Below are 19,855 nucleotides of genomic sequence, written 5' to 3' on the forward strand. Positions count from 1 at the left end.
GGGTCAATGAACAACTGTCGCGACCGCAACCCGCGCAGATCCTGATCGATTCGGCCGCAGCCGGGCGCGGGGTGGTGGTGAGAATCCCCTTTTACCCGCTGGACCTCAACCGGCCTCCCAGTACCTACCGGGCGGTACGCGATCGCATTCGCTTGATCATCGGCGAGCAAATCATCGAGCACATCGTCACAGAGAATGAGGCCAGCAGCCGCAACCCGATTTCAATCACGGTCTATTACGGCACCTGGCTGCGCATCGGCAGTGGCTTTCAGGCCTGCGCCTACGATGTCATCGATGAGGTCGGCAACTACGCGTCGGGGCGCTCGCCGATGCAACTGATCGAAGTGCGGCTGGATCCCAACGAACGGTTGCTGGACGCCGCCCAGATTGTCGAAGCACCGACCGGCACGCTGGACGCGGACACGCTGGCAGGCAAAGACGCAACCCTCAGGGTGGCGGTCGAGGGAAAAGGCTGGGCGTCGGGCGACGGTCTTCGACTGACCATTCGCGGGCGTTTGCCGGAAGGTGTCGATGTCGAACAGACCTACGATGCCAGTATCACATCGACCACAACGCCTTTCGTCGACGTCCCTTGGCCGAATGCTGACGTGCGTATGCTTATCGGCGCCTTGATCCAACTGAGTTATGAGCGAATTCGCACAGGACAAGTCAACCGGCCCTCGGAAAACACCTTCGTCCAAGTGAGCGGAACCCCCGAACAAACCGGCCTCGTGGCACCGCAAGTGCCCGCCGCCAGCGGCGGCGTCCTGCATCCCTTGACCGACCCGGTGACCGTTACGATCGCGGCTTATACCGGCCAAAAGCCCTTTGACCGTGTCACGCTGGTGCTGGAAGGCACCTACGCCAACGGCCACCGTTTTTATCAGGAGCACGGGTTGCCGGCCGGCGAAGGCAGCGTCGTGTTCGAACTGCACAATGGGATCGACGGTGACATCCGCCAGCTCGATGGCGGCGAGCTGATGCTCTACTACTACATCAACACCGCCGGGGGGCGCCCACCGTCGGCCATTCTGCAACTCAACATCGGCGAGCCCCAGGACGCCCTGCCCGCGCCTGAGGTGTTGCAAGCCCCCGCCCCCGCCTTCAACTTCGACCCCGAGCAATCCCGAGGCAATGCCAACGTGAGGGTTGCGGCGCATGCCGCTTTCACGGAAGGCGCCACGGTCACCCTGTACGTCGAAGGCAGCGCCATGGGCGGCAGCGCCCCACCGGACCGGTTCCCCATCACCCGGCCGTGGGTCGGGCAGGACCTGGCGTTTGTCATCGCACGGGTGTTTGTCGTGGCCAACCTCAACGGCTCGGCGCGCATTTACTATCGGGTGGAGCACGCCGGCCAGCGCACCCGTTATTCCCAGGCGTTGGTGATGACCGTCGGTAGCGGCCTGCAACTGCCGGTGCCGCATATTCTGGAAAGCACGATCAACATCGCCGACCCCTCCACCGCCCGGCTCAACCCGCAACATGTGCTGGAGCCGCCGGTCTGTACGTTTCGGGTGAGCTACAAGCCGATGCTCGCCGGCGATGATATCCAGCCCAGATTCATCGGCACCTACGGGCTCGGAACGCCCGTCATCAATCCACGGCCAGGCGACCCGCTGAAGGGTTATGTCGACTTCATCATCAGTAATCGGGTGATTGCCGCCAACCTGGGCAGAGACGCTGCATTGTCCTATACCGTGACCCGCGCCGGTGCCACCAGCGCCTCCCAGGTGCTGACCTTGACCATCGACCCGCTGACTGAACAAGCGCTGGACCTGGTCAACGTGCCCCAGGCGTCGAACGGCATCATCAACGCCAACGTGACGCACAGTGCAGTGATTCAGGCATGGCCGTTCATGCGGACCGGGCAGCCGGTGTGGCTCGAAATCAAGGCCGCGGCCAATCGGGTGCTGCGCGACGGCACACCGCTGAGCGCCGCGGAATTCAATGCCAAACGCGTGGAAGTCCGCTTACCCGCCGATTATCTGCGTTCCTTGCCGACCCAGAGCACCCTGCGGGTTGAGGCGCGGGTATCGCTGAACGGCAGCGCCCATAAGGATTTCGCTATCGCCTTTCGCCCTGTCGACTACCGCATGAGCAACACCGTGGGCATCTTCGCCACGATCCCGGTGGGCAATTCGCCGAACGCCCTGGCGCTCAGCCCGGACGGTACGCGGCTCTACGTCGCCTGCACCTTCGGCCGCACTTCGATCTGGGTCATCGACACCCTGCGTAACCGCGTCATCGACAGCTTCGACGTGCCGGGCTCGCCGTTGCGCCTGGCCATTCATCCAACGGCCGAGCGTCTGTATGTGACCGACAACAGCAGCGCCACCAATACCCCGATTCGCCTCTACAGCACGCGGGACTATTCGCTGATCGACACGCTGACCGGGTTCACCACCGTCCGAGGCATTCGCTTCAATGCCAACGGCTCGCGCCTGTATGTGGCCGATGAAGGTGCATCGCGCCTGGTCGTCATCGACACAAGCAACCACCAACGCGTGGCTTCAATCCCGGTGCGCGCGCCCATCGATGTCGCCGTCAGCCCCGATAACAACCGCGCACACGTGGCCACATTCTTCGACTGGTCCATCATCAATCTGCCGACCAACAGCCTGATCAACAGCGCCGACACCCGCTCCGCCCCCGTCGCCATCGCCCATAACCCCCGTGGCTCTCAGGTGTATATCAGCGCGCGCGAAGGCGGCAGCGTCACGATCGGCAATACCTCGACCCAGCGCATCGAGCAGACCTTGACCGGGTTGCTGGGCCCCTACGACATCGCCTTCGAACGCGGGCGTGATCGGGCCTACGTGTCGCAGACCGATGGCGACCTGCTGGGCATTATCGATACGCGCTCGCGACAGGTGATTGGCAGCTATGCCGGGTTTAACAAGCCGCGCGGGCTGGTGGTGGCCCCAGACGATTCCCACGGCTACGTGGCCAATATCGGCGGGGATTCAGTGTCGTTGGTGGTGTTTTAGCTGACGGACAAGTCGGGTTCACCATTCGTCGGCACTGTCATTTCTCACAGCTAGGCAGGCGATAGATGACGGGCGCTGAATCAAGCCAGAGACCCACTTGTGTGACGGGTTTCCGATCGTTTTCCCTATGACAAGGAATCCTAATCATGACATACGATCAAGCCCCTGACCCCATCGACAACCAGTCGATTTTTCCGGAGGCCCTTGATATTTCCTCCAGCGATACACTCGGTGTGCTTCACCCCAATGACCTGCGTCGCAAAGGCTTCACCTCACCACCGCCAACCGACGTTGCATTGAACTCAAGAACATTTATCAACACTCCATTTTCCGACTTGCCCCTGTATTTCCCAACGTTATGGGAACCTGTCGCAGGTGCTGACGGTGGCTTCAATGATGCCGCCTTGAAGGTAAACCCTTCGGGGGTCATCTGCATCCTTCTGCCGTATCTGGAACAAGCTGAAAATGACTTCATTTGGCTGGAACTCAACGGCGTGCAAGTAGCCTTCCATACCGTCAGCGCTGACGAAGCCGACTTGGGCACGCAAATTGTCCTGTTTATAGAAAGCACCCGCTTTATCGATCAGGCAAACAATAAGGTACAGGCCTTTGTCGAACAACTGAGCGGCACAATTGATAAAAGCAAGCTGTTCACAATCTACGTTGATCGTGAGCACCCAGTCGGCCCGGACCCTATCGTCAGCACGCCCAACGTCAACGAAAATATGGCTGCCGTGAAGTTTGCAGACCCACAGATCGAGGCCTTCGGCGTGATCACGAAGGAAAATGCCATCGCTGGGGTCGAGATATTGATTGAAGACTATCCACTGAATCCCGCAGTTCCCACGAAACATCACCGTAAAGAAGGCGACGTAATTTTCGTAAGTATCGGCGGCTTGCTGATCAAACACACGGTTACCAATTTTGAAGCCTCAGGCAACTTGCCTATTAGTGTCTGGGCCTATTTCGGCACATGGGAAGCGCTACCTGACAGCGAATATATTGTGGAATGGTATGTGCTCGACAAGGTGGGTAATCATTCCCCAGGCTTCTCGCCTCGCAGGCTCATTGAAGTGCAATTGGGGAGTGGCAGCGAACCAATACTGCCCGCCGTGTTTGTAACCGAGTCCGACTACGACGAGGAGCACGATCAGGACTTTATCGATATCCGTGATCTCGATGGCGACGCAAACATCGAATTGCCCATACGCAATAACGGATACGCCGTCAGCGATACGGTGCGCCTGACGATAAAGGGCCTCAGCGCCAGCAGCGTGCCAGTCGAAATAACCATCGACCATCGGGTGACCTCGATCACTCCAATCAGGGTCAACATCCCCCTGCCTGCTGACTTTCTGCTGCCCCTGCCGGGTGGGCACATCTTCATCACTTACAAACGGATTCGTCCAGGCGTTGCTGATCGTCCCTCCAGAGGCTCGCTCTACGCGATCTACGGTGACCCGGTCGGAACCCGTTTACCACCACCACAAGTCCTGGATTTGGACAGTGACGGCTCTCTACCCGACCATACCAATCCGGTACGCATTCTGGTGCCTAAATTCCTCGGGCAGCATGAAAATGACAGAGTCGACTTGATAGTGGTCGGCCGTAGCGCCAATAACGTGCCCAGCTATGCCGAATTCACCGAAATGGCAGGTATCGGTGACGTTGTTTTCTTGTTGGAGAGTGCATTCTTCAATGCACTGAGCGGTGGGTATTTTACTGCTCATTACTTGATCAATGGTGGCGTAACAAGGCCAGCCTCTGAACAGGTAACGGTGCCTGTCGGTGATGCAAGGGCAACATTACCGCCCCCCAGGACATTGCAAGCGTTACCGCCCGGTTTTGTGTTCGACCCCGGTACCAACCTGGCCAACCTCAATGTCAGGATTGACCCCCATCCGTTCATTGTAGAAGGCGTAGAGATCAGAGTGATCGCCACAGGTACCCGTCCAGGCGGCAGCATTACGACTGACTGGTTCAATGTCGATATCAACTGGGAGGACGCGGTCATCCCTTTCACTATTCCGAGAACTATCGTCCTGGCCAATCTCAACAGCACGATGACGCTTTCCTACGAGGTAAGGCCTAAGACGCCAGGTGCAATTTCCCGGTTTTCCCAGGAGCTTGTGATCTACATCGGCATTAAGCTGGAACTGTCCGAGCCGCCGGTTGTTGTGCAGGCCACCGCAATTACGCCAACCCTGTCGCGCCTGAACCCGTTGCACGTGCTGCCTCCGGTCGAAGTAGAGTTCAGGGTGAAATACTTCCCGATGCTCGACAGCGATGACGTCAAACTGAGGGTCGTGGGCAAATCAGGCTTGGGGACTCCCGACATTCCGTCAAAACCCGGCATTGCGGAGCCTGGCGAAGACTATATTAGATTCGAACATTTCAGCGATTTTGTCGCCGCCTACCTGGGGGACTCTTGCGAGGTGTATTTCGAGGTTACCCGCAGCGGCAATACCACTGGGTCGGTACCACTGACCCTCGAGGTGGAGCCTCTGCCGGCACAAGCATTAGACTTGTTGAGCGTTCCTGAGGCCACGGCAGGTGTCATTGATATCAGAAACGCCGCCACCGTCAGAACCGCTGCCTGGCCCTTTTATGCAGTAGGACAATCCTCGTGGATCTATCTGGAAGGTGTCAAAGCCGGGAATCAACCCCACTTGCTCACTTTGCGAGATGCTAGCAAGGCTCTTAATCAACAGGAGTTTGATCAAAGGTTTGTACAGGAGCCCGTACCGAGTGCCTATTTGAGCCAGCTGCTTGCAAACAGCAAGCTGCACGTCAAAGGCTCTGTATCCGTGGACGGTACCAATGGCGAGGCTAGCGCCTTGAACCTGGAAGACGTCAGCTATACGGTCAGAACTACGCCCGCTCTGGCAATGGATACCAGCCCAAGGTTTCTAAATCTCAATGGTTACTTGCTGGTGAACTTTTTCGGTGGTTTCAATGAGATCTTTTACTTTGGCTCAGCTCGGACTGCCACTGGCGGCGTACCACCGTACACCTACAGTTCCAATAATCCAGGAGCCATTTCCGTCAATGCGGGGGGCCGCGTTCACATCACTGCCGCAGGTACCGCGACGATCACAGTTCGGGACAGTGCGCAACCCGCGCAAACAGCCAGCTATAACGTGACTGTCAACGGGTCCTTCCGCAGATGCCGGTTTGTGGGGACAGGGCAATGGCATTCCATGGTGAGTGCAGCCGCTGCATGGGGCGGCGTACTTCCTAACTTCAGTATCGCTGTTGAGCTTAGTGGCCAATACAGTGGGCGCTGGCCATCGATGGGTAATATATGGACCACTGAACAAGCACCTGGCCAACCGCAACCTGGGCTGGCTTATTGCTTTGTCAACATTTATGGAAACCGGGGGTGGCCACCTAATGACATGCAGTGGGGTAGTACAACTAACAGCTTCGATGGTTTAGCGATTTACTAACACTGTAAACATAAAAAGCCCCGTTTCTTCCGAGACGGGGCATTTTTTCATTACCCAGCATGTTGAGTTTCCTTCGGGCTATACGCTCACGCTTTTAACATCGCCACCCAACCGCGCACGCCCGGCGGCGGTTCAATATGTTTACCCGCGCAATATCTCCAGGGTTTTACCATTCGTCGGCACTGTCATTTCTCACAGCTAGGCAGCCCATTGCACGGGGCGTTGAATCAATACTGAAGCGCCCTCCTCCTCCCCACGGAACATTGCGCCCACGCCTATTGCCCAGACAGGACGATGATCATGACCTTCGATCAAGACACTGACGCCATCTCAGACGACAACACTCTACCCGCGCTCATCGCCCCCTCCCACCACCGGCCCGGCGGGCTTATGCCCAATGAACTGTTCCCCGACGATGCAACCTCCGGCATCCGGCCGTTCAGCGACCTGGTGGTGCTTTTCCCCACTGAAACAAAGCCGGTTAGCGGCCATGATGCAGCGTTCAACGCAGCGGCATTGACGGTCAACACCAACGGCGTCATCTGTCTGCTGCCGGGGTATCTGAATAAAGCCGAACATGACTTTATCTGGATTGAAATCAACGGAGTGCGGGGGCCTATCCACACTGTTACCCAAGAAGAAATCGACCTTGACCAACTCACCCTCCTGTTTATGGACGCCGGCCGTTTTATTGACCAGGCGAATAATACGGTGCAAGTCTTCGTCGAACATCTGAGCGGCACCACTGATAGCACCCGCCAGTTCAATTATCTCGCTGATCGCGAGCCACCTGTCGGCAGGGACCCGATCGTCAGCACGCCGTATAACGACAACATGAGTCCCGTCAGGTTTACCAACCCGCAAATCGAAGACTTCAGGGTAATTACCGATGCCGATATCAGCGCGGGCGTGAAGATACAGATTGGTAATTACCCACTTGACAGGGCAGAGCCTCAAGTTCACCACCGCAAAGAGGATGACGTCATTCACCTGAGTATCGGTGGCGTGATCATCAAGCACACCGTCACGTCTTTCGAGGCCTCTGGCAATAACCCGATAACAATCACGGCGTATTTCGGAACCTGGAACCAGTTGCCCAACGGCGCGCACCTTGTCGAATGGTTCGTCGTCGACAAGGCAGGTAATAAATCACCGGGGTTCTCCCCCTCCCGAATGATCGAACTGCGGGTCGGGAGTGGCGTTGAACCTCTGCTGTCGCCTGTGCATGTCACCGAGTCCGATTACGACCCGGACAGCGAACAAGACTTCATCAATGTGCCGGACCTCGATGGCGACGCGACCATTGAACTGCCGATACGCGGCCAGGGGTATAGCGTCAACGACAAGGTTATCCTGACCGTCAGCGGACTCAGCGCAGACGGCGTGCGTACCGAAATCACCCTCGAATACGACGTACAATCTATCAACGTGATCCGGGCGCTTATCCCGCTGCCCCTTTCCTTCCTGCGGCCCCTGGCAGGTGGTCGTATCCTGATCACCTACAAACGCGTTCGCCCTGGAACTCCCGACCGCCACTCCGAAGGGGCGCTATATAACATTTTCGGCGACCCCGTCAGTCAACGACTGCCGCCTCCAGAGGTACAGGACCTGGTCAATGGCGCACTGCCAGAAGATACCAACCCAGTCCGCATCGTGGTCCCGCACTACTTCGGGCAGAACCCCAACGACCGCGTTGACTTGATCGTACTGGGGCACTCCGCCAACGGTACGTCCACTTATGCCGAATACACGGAAATGGCCGGCAATGGCGATGTTGAATTCTTGTTGGACAACGCCTTCTTTACCGCACTCAGCGGTGGTTATTTCGAGGCGCATTACCTGATCAATCGAGGTAACCCAAGACCCGCCTCAGAAAAGGCAAGCGTGCCCGTCGGCGATGCCCTGGAAGACCTGCCAGCGCCCACCACATTACAGGCGGTGGCGCCTGACTTCACCTTCAACCCATTGATTCACAAGGCTAACTTGAACGTCAGGGTGCGTCCGCACCCCGCCATCGTCGCAGGCACCGAACTCAGGCTGATCTTTGTGGGGTCGGCACCCGGCGGCAGTTTCACCAGCCCCTGGTTCGCGGTCGACATCAACTGGGAAGACGCCGAGATCCCTTTCACCGTCCCTCGCAATATTGTCCTGAACAATGACGATGGCACGGCGCGCTTGTACTACGAGCTCAAGCCCATTAGCGGTCCGAACCGTTTCTCTCTCGACCTGCTTATCAAAATAGGCACGCCTCGCACCCTGCTGCTGCCCCAAGTAGTGCCAACCACATTCATCTCGGACACTCGCGTTGAACTCAACCCCACACACGTGATTGCACCTCAACCACAAACGATTGAAATTCGCGTGATCTCAGACAAACTCCCGCGTGATGCAGACATCAAAGTCAATATCAAAGGCAAATCGGGGATTGGTAATCCAAACATTCCTGCGAAACCGGCCGTGCCTGAAGCGGGTGAGAACTACACACGCTTCGAGCTGTCGAGCGACTTTGTTGCGGCTTATCTGGATGGTGAGTTCACGGTGTCGTACCAACTCATTGAATCCTCAGGAACGACGATTTCCGGCGACCTGACAGTAGAGGTCCTGGCGCTGCCGAGTTCGTTGCTGGACCTGGTCACTATCCCTGAAGCCTCGGGTGGGACGATCAATACGGCGGTGGCGAACAACGTGCGGATTGATAAATGGCCGTTCTTCAGGGCCGGGCAACCCGTGTGGATTCAGTTACTCAGCACGACCAATCGCGACCTGCGGCTTGCGGTCGGCGTGACATCCGCGGAATTCAATGCAGGACGCACGCTCGACCTGATACCCGCCAGCTATTTGTCGGGCTTGGAGAACAACAGCGAAGTTGCGGTCAAAGCCTGGGTATCGCTGGACGGTTCCAACAGCCTGGATACGGCCAAGTACTTCAAGGTGCCTACTTATGTGACGCGTAAGGGAACCGGGGAGATTATTCGTCACATTACAGCTGGGAATGGCCCGGCTAAAATCGTAATCAGTCGAGACGGCACAACGGCATGTGTCGCGAACTCGCGTGCCAATGCGATTTCAATCATCAATCTTACAACTGATGCAGTCAGAACACTGAGCACTCCCTATGCCTATGCTGCTTATAGATTGGCGTTGCACCCTACTGACTCAAGGCTCTTTATCTCGGCCTATGGCGTTGCTGCCAACTCCAACATCCTAGTCTTTAATATCAGCTCCTTCAGCTTCTCCTACCCCTACAACTATGGCGCCATAACCCAGGCAATTTGCCTAAACCCCACCGGTTCGCGAGTACTTTTCGGCCCTAACACCGCATATGGTAACTATGCGCTGTTCGGCTACAATACAATAAGCAACCAGCTTTCAACTTACTATACTGGCACGTCCGCCCCTAGAGCTGCGATAGTCGACCCACAAGGCATATCGGCATTTACAACGGGCGTCAACACGGAGCGATTTATTTTCAGCAGCGGGCTGCGTACCCACACCGTTGTCAACGGGGGAGTTGCTCAAGAACTTGCCCACAGCCCTCTTAACTCCCCCTTGGAACGACTCTATGTGTCGGTATCGGCCATAAACAGAGTTGAAATCTACAACACCGCCGATGAGGGTCTTACTCACGTCAAAACCCTAACCGGGCTGAGTGATCCAAGAGGAATTGCCTTCCATCCCACTCTCCCCCGGGCGTATGTAGCGGAACTTTCCGGTAACCGTGTCAGAGTCATTGATACGACCACCGAGACACTCGTTGGTACTATTACTGGTTTTGATCAACCCGATGGGGTGGCTTGCACACCCGATGGCCAATACTTGCTGGTCTGCAACTCTGGCAACACGACCGTGGCGGTGGTGAGCATTTAAAAACCACCCCGCCCTGCCTTAAAGCAAAAAAATGCCCCGCCTCTTTCGAGACGGGGCATTTTCATTACCCGCACGGTTTATACCGCTACCGCGCTATACATCCAGCCCGTTAAAAATCGTAGCGCAAGCCCAGGTTAACCCCATACGGCTGCTTGATGTTCTTGCCCGTGCTGTGTTCCAGATCCGCATGCAACTTCAGGTTCTGCGATACCGACATCGCCACACCCGCACCCAGCTTCAGGCGCGAACCCGACAAGTCGTTGTTGAACGAGTTGTCGTTGACGAACACTTTGTTGCTCTGATCGAACTCGTGGGCCACCGCTGCCTTCAAGTACGGCTGCAAGACGCCGCCGCTTTCCAGCTGGATATTGCGCCCCACGGTAGTACCGAGTTCACCGATCACCGTACTGGAGCGGTCACCCTTGGCGTCCAGGCCATTGTCCAGCGTGTAGCTCTGGGCCTGGGTAATCACCGCAGACAACTGGCCATATGGTTCAACGAAGAAACCGTCGTCCAGCGTGATGTGGCGACCGACTTCCGCCGATGCGCCCACCGCGTTTTGCGTGTAGTTGCCCTTGGCTTTCTTGCCGTCACTCATGGCCACATTGGACTCGTTGTGCAGGCGGTTGAACTTGAGCACACCGTCAAAGTAGAACCCGCTCTCGGCATCCAGCCAGGTGGCGTAACCGCCGACATAGTAGCTGTTGACGGTTGCACTGCTGCCATGGTTCAGGTCCAGGTCCGAGGTGCTGTGACCGGCCATTGCACCGATCAACCACTGGCCGTCGCCACCCGATACCGGCACGTCGGCACCAAGGGTGAAGCCGCGTTGCGACTGGTTGTAGCCCAGGCCGGTCTTGTCATTGGACACCTCATACTTGTTGCCATAGGCGCGGGTCCACAGCCCAGCCGACTGACCTTCGCTAAAGCGCAGTTCACCCATGCGGGTGCGCAGGGTGGTCATTTCACCCAGCAACACAGTGGGGGCCGCGTTGAACAACGCCAACACCGAGTTGGTGCTCGGGCTGATCACCTTGCTGCCTGGGTCGAGCAGCCAGTCCTTGCCGTCGTTGTCATTGATCAGGCTGTAGGAATAGGTCCCGATATCCACGCGGTCGCCGATCAGGCTGAACTGGGCGCCAGCATCGGCGGTGTGTACGACATGCAGGCGGTCGTCGCTCAACGGGTCGGCACCGCTGCTGGCGATCAGCAGTTTGTGGTCGCCCGACGACGTGCCAGTCACATTAAGGAAATCGCTGCTCAGGGTGGCGAAATCCGCGCTCATGATGAAGGTGCCGTTGCCCGATAGGTTGGCCACGTCCAGCTGGTAGAACGTACCGGTCTCGCCGAACTTGACGTTGCCGCCGCTCAGGGACAAGTCACCCACCTGCTGATGGTCGACCATCACCCAGGTGGCGTCGCTGTTGATCGCCAGTTTATCGACGTGCTCCAGGCGACCGGTGAGGACCGAGCCGTTGTTCAGCCCCACACTGGCGGTACCGCCACCGTTGATCACGTCACCGTTCATGATGGCGCGATCGAGGTTAAGGTCCAACTCACTGAGGCTGCCAACCTGGATATTGCCGCTCAGAGCGCTGCTGTTGACGCGCATGTTGGCCGAGCCACCCGCGGTCAGTTCCAGCATGTTGCCGTTACCGCCCACCAGGGTGGAGCCATTGTTGACATCGATTTCAACCGTGCCGGGAGCATTCACCACAATGGCCGCTCCGGTCTCACCGACCACAGCCGTCTGGTTGAACGTAAAGGAGGCCGAGTCTGGGGTTATCGGATGACGATAGATTTCAATGCCGTTGGTGGCGCCAGTGATGCGACTCTGGTTTGCGATCAATTGGCCGTCGACGGCCAACAAGCCCTGCTCGCCCCCTCTGACCTCACTGTTATTCAACGACAGCACACTGGAGCCGTTCAAGATGACGCCTTGCGTGGCGCCTTCGATCGAGGTATTGAAAACAGTAGCGGTCGACGCCCGGTTATCCACGGTGCCGACGATCAAGCCCGTGGATCGTCCACTGGAAATATGTGCATCACGAATAGTGGCGTTACTGCCGTAGAGCGAAACACCGACTTCATTACCGGCTTGTACCCGGCCGCCATTCATTTCGAATGTCGAGTCGCGGGCAAGGACACTGACGATCCTGGCGCCATTGGAGATGAGTTTTGCATCACCGCTCAATTGATAGCGGTCAAAAGGCGAACTGGCGTCAATCGTCAGTTCATGGCCTGGAAAAATTTCGAGTGCAGCTGCTTTCGTAGCGGCCAACGACAGTGGCATCAGTGCCAGTACCTTAATAGCGGTCGCCAGTCGAGAAGGGGTGAACGTTTTAACATTAGTCATGGGGGTGATAAACCTCTAGTCGGGTGACTGAACAAGCCAAGCGATTAACAGATCTATCGCCTCAGGCTCTCAGCGGCGCCAAGAGTACGGACCTAGAGGGGAACTTCATGTAGGGCAATTCCAGTGCCTTGTAGGACTTTCCTTAAGAATGCGCCCACTAAAATTTAACGCGCGTAGCACCTCCTTCTCGTGTATCAAAACCATGGTTCCGATCCCGCAAAATGACGGGGCCTCACCAGATCAGAGCCAATAGACCGCTACCCGGACGCTTTCGCGACCAGGTAGCGGCCTATTGGCTCAACGCATTCACACTGGGTACTAACCGCAGATGGTGCCATCTGTCTGGCGCCGTGTCATCAGCACAATGGTGGCCGGTGAATTGCCTTCAGTTACGCCATCCGCTTTTAATACGTGATAGGTCGCTTCAATACGCCCGACCAGGACAGGCTGGATATAGGTCGGGAACGGTACGGTAAAAAGCTCTCCTGGATGGCCAGGATTGTCGTGATTGTGAGTAATCGTCACGCTAGGGAAGGACTCATCAACCGTAATGACCGTGGACTCGAAATCATCCGGGCCAAAGATGACCCAATGAAGCGTAATCCGATCGCCCGCCCGCAGGTTTGCAGGGTCCTTGATAACGGTTCTGATCCCACTGGGAATCCCTTGCGCGCAGGTGAGCGCAAATCGGCCATCACCGAAGGACAACCCATCCGGATAGTTGATGGGCAATAGGTTATCCACCGCAAATGCGCTGACTGACACCGTTGTTTCCACGGAGTCGATGACGTTATCGTTCGCGCCGTTATTGAGCGTGTACCAGGTGGGAATATCACCGTTGCCTGCGTCCTTGATCACCGCAGCGGGAACCGTAAGCACAAACTCAGTAGCGCTCTCATCTGCAAGAGTGACTTCGTAAGGAGGGTCATAACAAGGCAGGCCTTTCCACCACAGTTGAATGCGATGCCCCGCCGTCGCCCCCGTATACACGTCAAACCGCGCCGTCGCGTCGTCCATGTCGCCTGGGCCGATCTGATTGGTCAGCCCCTCGGATGAAGTCACCTCCACCGGATCAAGGTCAGGGTTGACAGGCCCCGGATCTTCCGGACGCCCACCCGCCGACCTCAAGTCGACATCCACCGTGATGGTGTCGGAAGGCCCGGTGATGACCCCGCCACGATCAATGTTGTAAAGCACGTCAGCCTCGTAAGGCGCGTCAAGACCGCCATCGCGAAGCACGTCCCATGGGATTGTCACCCTGAGCGGCCAGACCATATTCACAATGCCAACGAGCAGCAGGGTATTGAACTCGACAAGAACGCGGTCCCCAGCAAGTGCGTTGTCGTATTCGCGGATCCAGATCTCGGCGCGGTTCAATTGGGCGTCAAGCAGGTCAAGCGGCGCCTCGGGGCACTCGGGGTCACGCAGGTTCTCGGGAAGATCTTCCGTTACCAATGTGAACTCTCGAAACGAGCTCGGGTAGCTGGTTGGGTTACCGGCACGATCCGTGTAGACATAGTTGAGCTGCTTCACGCCGCCGCCACTCGCCTCAAGCAGCGCTTTGGTCAGACTCACCATCACGGGAGCCGTGGTGCGCGGTAAATCATCAATGGTCAATGAGGGGGTATCACTTGGAAACTCTGTGTAGATCTCCAGTTTGTCACCCACTTGCGGGTCCAACCGACGTGGAACCTCGATCACCATGGCGCCGCCATTAGCGTCCAGGTCCTGCAGCGTCACGAAATTGCCGACCCAACTTGGTAACGTCACCGAGCCAGGCCTGATACCTGCGTTAGGATCTCGGCGGTCGCTGGTGACAGGGGTAGGCGCGGCAGGGCCATCTGTCGAACCGTTAGATGAAAACACTTCATACGTCAGGTTCTTCAGCCCATGTTCGCCAATATCCTCCTCCGGTATCGAGAAACGGTAGGGCCAGGTATGGGCAGACAACGGTTTACTGAACGGGATGCGACTGCCATACAGGACATTATTGATAAAGACCTCCAAGCCGTCGTTGCCAAAAGGCAGGATCTCAATCCACATGTCGATTTCGCACTGAACACCCTCAGCGTACAACTCACTGATGTCCATCAAGTTCGGCTGCCCGTTCGTCACTGGCGGCAGTGCATTCATCACCCGCAAATCACTCAACACCAGCGGCCCCACAGGGGTTCGAGCCCACGGCGGCCGTACCAGCAGGGGGGAATCGGGCGCCACTGCCGTTTTTTTTGTGCTCCGGGCCTTTAATTGAGGTGCTTGGTTTTTTTTGGACTTCGCCATAGCTAGTTACTCTCGCAGGATAGAGAATGGCTCGTTCTCCGACATCTAACTGGGCCGAGTGACAGCCCTATTAAATCTGCGTCTTGCAAGGCGCGCACCTGTCAAACTTCACAGGTGCGTAAACCAATAAAGCGTGTATCCGCGCTGATTCAATCAATACATAGCGTTTTAATAACCGATCAAAATCAACAGTCCAACTATCAGCAACATAAAGTCTAAGTGGTGATGAAAACGCCGACTATAAAAAAGAGGGCATTAGGTGTAATGCCCTCTTTCGCTCCGCTGTTTTTCAATGATTCATGACGTACGGACAGGTCCGAGGCACACGCCACCAAGCGGTCTTTTCAGATTAATGAAAATCAGTTTTTTAGACGACACACCTGTTGCCCCCGAAACTTTGAACAGCCGGTAGTAAGTCACGCCTGAGCCAAAATCACTGACTAGCCCTGGACGGGTAAACAATGGGTCAAAGGGTGTGATGAGAACATCTACTCGTCCGGCGTTCCTATGATCCTCGGTCAACACGACGTCGAACGTGACACTCGTTCCCGGGAAAGGATCACCATTGCCGGCTTTTGTGGGATAGCTGCTCCAGTACACTTGAATCCTGTCACCCACCTCGAAATGGGTCACATCCCAGAGCACCCCGATGAAGACACCTGTCCAAGGTTCCGGGCGGGTATCACAGGCAACGAAATCACGGGTGCTGTCGTTCAGTAATACAGGCTTTTCCAAGCCCCTGAGTGTATCGAGTTCCACCCGCACCAGTTTGGTGGGGCTGCGTTGGCGGTTGACGGAATTATCCGTCCAGTAATACACCGGTATCTGGCCGGACGCGGCGCCCATGATCACGATCCAGGGCACAAAAAAAGCCACCGTTTGGCCGGGCAGGTCTGTGGGCTGGATCTCGTAGTCGCCTACAAATGCAGCCTCACCGCCCCAGAACAATTCCAGCCGGTGCCCAGGTACCGGGGCGGGAGTGCTCCATAGCGGCACCTCTACACGGACGGGCCCCGGGGCATCCAACTCGGTGACAACGTCGTCCCCTGTGACACCTTTCACGACAACCCGCGCCAACTGGGTATTGATCGGGTCGGGACCTTGCGGGTCTGGCCCGGCCACACTGAGGTCCTGAATAAAAAAGTTGTTGGGCGAGTTTCTCGACGCAGTACCGCGCTGAAACAGGTAACGCACGCGCACGGGAATCGACTGCGCAAAACCACCGGCAGAGAGGATCTCCCAAGAAACAGGAACACGGATGGGCCACGCTTGCCCTGCACCGACCGTAATAGGGGGCAGCGAGTGGGTATTCCAAAAGATGACAAGCCGGTCGTTTTCCTGCGCCCCAAAAATCTGAGGAATTTCGATAACTACGCCGGTACGTGCATCGTCCAGGTCAATCAGGCCATCGAACTCCGCCAAGGGTACTTCAGGCCGTGGCAGATCCGGCAAAACCTGCAGGTTGACGTTTATTTCGTTCACCGTGGAAAACGGCCCGACATTGCCCGCACGGTCAGTGAGCTGATAGGAGGCAAACCTTCGGCCCTCCCCACTGTCGCGAATAAAGGCCTCATCAAAATGTATTTCTATCGGCGCGCCAGCAATATGCCCCAACCCGATGCTCAGCGTGCCCGCAGAACGGACGTTGGGAAGTTCCCCCCAAAAGAACTCAATCCGGTCCTCAAGGCGAATATCCGGCCAACGCACAACTTCTGCATCGACACCGTTGTGCGCCACAAGGTAGTCGTCGGTCACCCCGTCGCTTATCACTTCAGGGTCAAAAATCAGCGCCGGCCCTTGATTGCCATTATTGGGCGCATTCTTGTCGACATTGACCATTGTTCGGAAAGAGTCAGTCGTCGTCAGCAGCGGAGCACTCACCCGATACGTGAGCTGGCGAATCCCCCCCGTAGACAGCACACTGGCCGGCAACAGTTGAACCAATGGAAATTCGACGTCCGGCTCGTAAGGGCCAAAGATCTCATGGCGGTGAACCTCAAGGCCCTGCCAGAGATACTGAACCAATGTCGTCATCGAGACGTTAGCGAAATTTACCGGCCAAACCCTCTCGATCGTCACCATCAATGGCTGATTCTGAAGGGCTAACGGAATCGTGTACGCAGCCTCGTCCGACAGCAGTGGCAAGGCTTCAGGCACCAAGGGTACGTCGAGAGTCTGGATGGAAGCCGAACGCTTGCGTTGGGGGGCGTCGACGGGTTCTGAAGCAATCGACTCGGCGGTTGAAGATACTTTCGAATCAGACATTTCTACTCTCCTCGCAATGAGTCACAGGTTGACCATTGACAAACGCGCCGGCCGGCATGAGACCGACGAGGCCAGGGAGATCATTTAATGCTGATACAAGACGGTCGGATACTGTCAGAAATAACAGGTACCCCCCTTGATTCGCGCATATCAAGGGGGCGCAGTTAGCCACGCGCGCTGCGAATCAAGCGGGTGACACATCGCAGCGAATGGTTCAGACCGGTGGCAACACCCAATCAATCGGCGTCTCGCCATTCTGCTCAAGAAACTTGTTGGTGCGGCTGAAATGCCCGCAGCCCAGAAAGCCGCGATATGCCGACAACGGCGACGGGTGGACCGACGTCAGCACCAGATGCTTGGTCGCATCGATCAGCTTCTGCTTGCTCTGTGCATGCGCGCCCCACAGCAGGAACACCAGGTGCGGTTGGTGCTCGCTGACGACTTCGATGATCCGATCGGTAAAGAACTGCCAGCCCTTGCCCGCATGGGCGTTGGCGTTGGCGCGCTCCACGGTCATGGTGGTATTGAGCAGCAATACGCCCTGGTCGGCCCAGCTTTGCAGGCAACCGTGGTTGGGGATGTCGATATTCAGGTCGCGCTTGAGCTCTTTATAGATATTGACCAGCGACGGCGGCGCCGGCACGCCCGGTTGCACCGAGAAACACAGGCCGTGGGCCTGGCCGGGGCCGTGGTAGGGGTCCTGGCCGAGGATCACCACCTTGACCTTGTCCAGCGGCGTGGAATTGAGCGCGTTGAAGATCAGCGGGCCAGGCGGGTAGATCTCCTTGCCGGCCGCGTGTTCCTGGCGCAGGAACTCACGCAACTGGGCCATGTAGGGCTGCTCGAACTCATCGCGCAGGGCGTGTTTCCAGCTGGGTTCGAGTTTGATACGGTCGCCTTCGCTCATGATTGACTGGTCTTGTAAAAAAGAATGAGGCGAACCCTAGGAAAGCCGACCCCGCTTGTCAATTGATCTGACACACAACCGGCACTTTCCCATGAAGGGATCATACTCAACCTTCACCTTCCCGATTGAGGTCACGATGAACCTGCACTTCGAAGAGCTGACCGGCAGCGGCGGCGCGCGCATCGGCATCGCCAGCCTGGACGCCGAAAAGGCCCTCAACGCCCTCTCCCTGCCGATGATCCTGGCCCTGGGCGATCGCCTGGACGCCTGGGCCAAAGACCCGAACATCGTCTGCGTGCTGTTGCGCGGCAAGGGCCCCAAGGCATTTTGCGCCGGCGGCGAAGTGCGCAGCCTGGCCATGGCCTGCCGTGAACAACCCGGCGTCGTGCCGGAGCTGGCCGCGCAGTTTTTTGCCGCGGAATATCGCCTCGACTATCGCCTGCACACCTACCCCAAACCGTTGATCTGCTGGGGTCACGGCTATGTGCTGGGCGGCGGCATGGGCCTGCTGCAAAGCGCCTCGGTGCGTATCGTCACCCCCAGCAGCCGCTTGGCCATGCCCGAGATCAGCATCGGCCTGTACCCGGATGTGGGCGCCAGTTGGTTCCTGTCACGCATGCCGGGCAAACTGGGGTTGTTCCTTGGCCTGACCGGCGCGCACATCAACGGCCGCGACGCGCTCGATCTGGGCCTGGCCGACCGCTTCATGCGCGACGACCAGCAAGACGAACTGCTCGAAGGCCTGTTGCAACTGAACTGGCAGGAACAGACCGCGATGCAGCTCAACAGCCTGCTCAAGGCCTTGGCCCAGGAAGCCATCGACCAGCAACCCGAAGCGCAATGGCTACCACGCCGGGCGCAGATCGATGAGTGGCTGGATGTCAGTGACGTGCGCAGTGCCTGGCGGGCCTTGAGCCCGTTGCGCGAGCACGCCGACCCGTTGCTCAGCCGTGCCGGCAAGACCCTCAGCGAAGGCTGCCCGCTGACCGCGCACCTGGTGTGGGAACAGCTCCAGCGCGCCCGCCACCTGTCGCTGGCCGAGGTGTTCCAGATGGAATACACCCTGAGCCTCAATTGCTGCCGTCACCCGGAATTCAGCGAAGGGGTCCGCGCGCGGTTGATCGACAAAGACCAGCAGCCTCATTGGCATTGGCCGGATATCAATGCCATTCCGCAGGCCGTGGTGCAGGCGCATTTCAACAAAGCCTGGGAAGGCCGCCATCCGCTCGCGGATTTTTCCTACTTTTGACAGTCAGTTTTTTGGCTTTTTAACCGTGAATGCGCAATTGTCCGGCTGACTGTCCTGGCAGATATACACCGGCAGGCCGAAGGGGTCGCTGGCAAGGTGCCAATGCAAAGTACCGGTCAGCGACATCGTCTCCACCTCTGCCGATTTGCTGTACCGCAAGTCCACTCTCTGACCGTCACCGGTCAGGTAGCTGCACTTGTCTACATAGCCGTTTTCCCGATCCTGTTCCTTGCCCGGGGTAAAAATGGCGCCAATAAATTGGTCGACAAAGTCCCGATAGCCGATCTTCGGGCTTTGCCAGACGAGTGTTCCCGCCGTCGCCTGGAAGTGGCCATCGACGTACTTGATTGCCGAGGAATAAGGGCAGCCTTGGTCCGCTTGCACGTGTGCAACGCCGCCGACCATGAGGAGTAAAACGCACATCAATTGTCTGATCATCGGGGGTTCCTTCGCTCACTGGGCGGTCAAAGAGGCGCAACGGCCGCTTCCAGTTGA

The 19,855-nt window shown here is 57.3% G+C and carries 9 protein-coding genes; 4 read left to right on the top strand and 5 right to left on the bottom strand.

All coding sequences use genetic code 11. The features are described from left to right. The 3 genes from INT12_RS20210 to INT12_RS20220 all read left to right on the top strand — a co-directional run. Positions 1 to 2,987 (top strand): YncE family protein (locus INT12_RS20210; protein ID WP_193058983.1); only part of this gene is annotated, 2,987 nt, incomplete at its 5' end. Positions 2,988 to 3,133: 146 nt separating this feature from the next. Then, on the top strand, positions 3,134 to 6,436 hold the full coding sequence (locus INT12_RS20215) for a hypothetical protein (protein ID WP_017844897.1): 3,303 nt from the start codon (positions 3,134 to 3,136) through the stop codon (positions 6,434 to 6,436). A gap of 300 nt (positions 6,437 to 6,736) precedes the next feature. Further along, the gene (locus tag INT12_RS20220; RefSeq protein WP_193058984.1) at positions 6,737 to 10,303 is read left to right on the top strand and encodes a YncE family protein; all 3,567 of its coding nucleotides are present in this window, start codon (positions 6,737 to 6,739) and stop codon (positions 10,301 to 10,303) included. 109 nt (positions 10,304 to 10,412) lie between these two features. Here INT12_RS20220 and INT12_RS20225 read toward each other — a convergent pair whose 3' ends face one another. From INT12_RS20225 to ung, 4 genes are all read right to left on the bottom strand, one after another. Next, positions 10,413 to 12,596: an autotransporter outer membrane beta-barrel domain-containing protein gene (locus INT12_RS20225; RefSeq protein ID WP_226926259.1), complete on the bottom strand. Its 2,184-nt coding sequence runs from the start codon at positions 12,594 to 12,596 to the stop codon at positions 10,413 to 10,415. A gap of 381 nt (positions 12,597 to 12,977) precedes the next feature. Beyond that, complete coding sequence (locus INT12_RS20230; RefSeq protein WP_193058985.1) at positions 12,978 to 14,939, bottom strand: hypothetical protein; 1,962 nt, start codon at positions 14,937 to 14,939, stop codon at positions 12,978 to 12,980. 297 nt (positions 14,940 to 15,236) lie between these two features. Next, the gene (locus tag INT12_RS20235; RefSeq protein WP_193039715.1) at positions 15,237 to 17,204 is read right to left on the bottom strand and encodes a hypothetical protein; all 1,968 of its coding nucleotides are present in this window, start codon (positions 17,202 to 17,204) and stop codon (positions 15,237 to 15,239) included. A gap of 214 nt (positions 17,205 to 17,418) precedes the next feature. Beyond that, entirely contained in the window at positions 17,419 to 18,111 is a 693-nt protein-coding gene (ung, locus tag INT12_RS20240; RefSeq protein WP_017844892.1) for a uracil-DNA glycosylase, read from the bottom strand. A gap of 136 nt (positions 18,112 to 18,247) precedes the next feature. Here ung and INT12_RS20245 point away from each other — a divergent pair, with 136 nt between their 5' ends. Beyond that, positions 18,248 to 19,360 (top strand): enoyl-CoA hydratase/isomerase family protein, encoded by a 1,113-nt coding sequence (locus INT12_RS20245; RefSeq protein WP_017844891.1) that lies wholly within the window; start codon positions 18,248 to 18,250, stop codon positions 19,358 to 19,360. A 3-nt stretch (positions 19,361 to 19,363) separates the two neighbouring features. Here INT12_RS20245 and INT12_RS20250 read toward each other — a convergent pair whose 3' ends face one another. Then, positions 19,364 to 19,798: a DUF3757 domain-containing protein gene (locus INT12_RS20250; RefSeq protein WP_017844890.1), complete on the bottom strand. Its 435-nt coding sequence runs from the start codon at positions 19,796 to 19,798 to the stop codon at positions 19,364 to 19,366. Positions 19,799 to 19,855 lie beyond the last annotated feature (57 nt).

The sequence above is a fragment of the Pseudomonas sp. K8 genome (assembly GCF_014889455.1).
Classification (GTDB): Bacteria; Pseudomonadota; Gammaproteobacteria; order Pseudomonadales; family Pseudomonadaceae; genus Aquipseudomonas; species Aquipseudomonas veronii.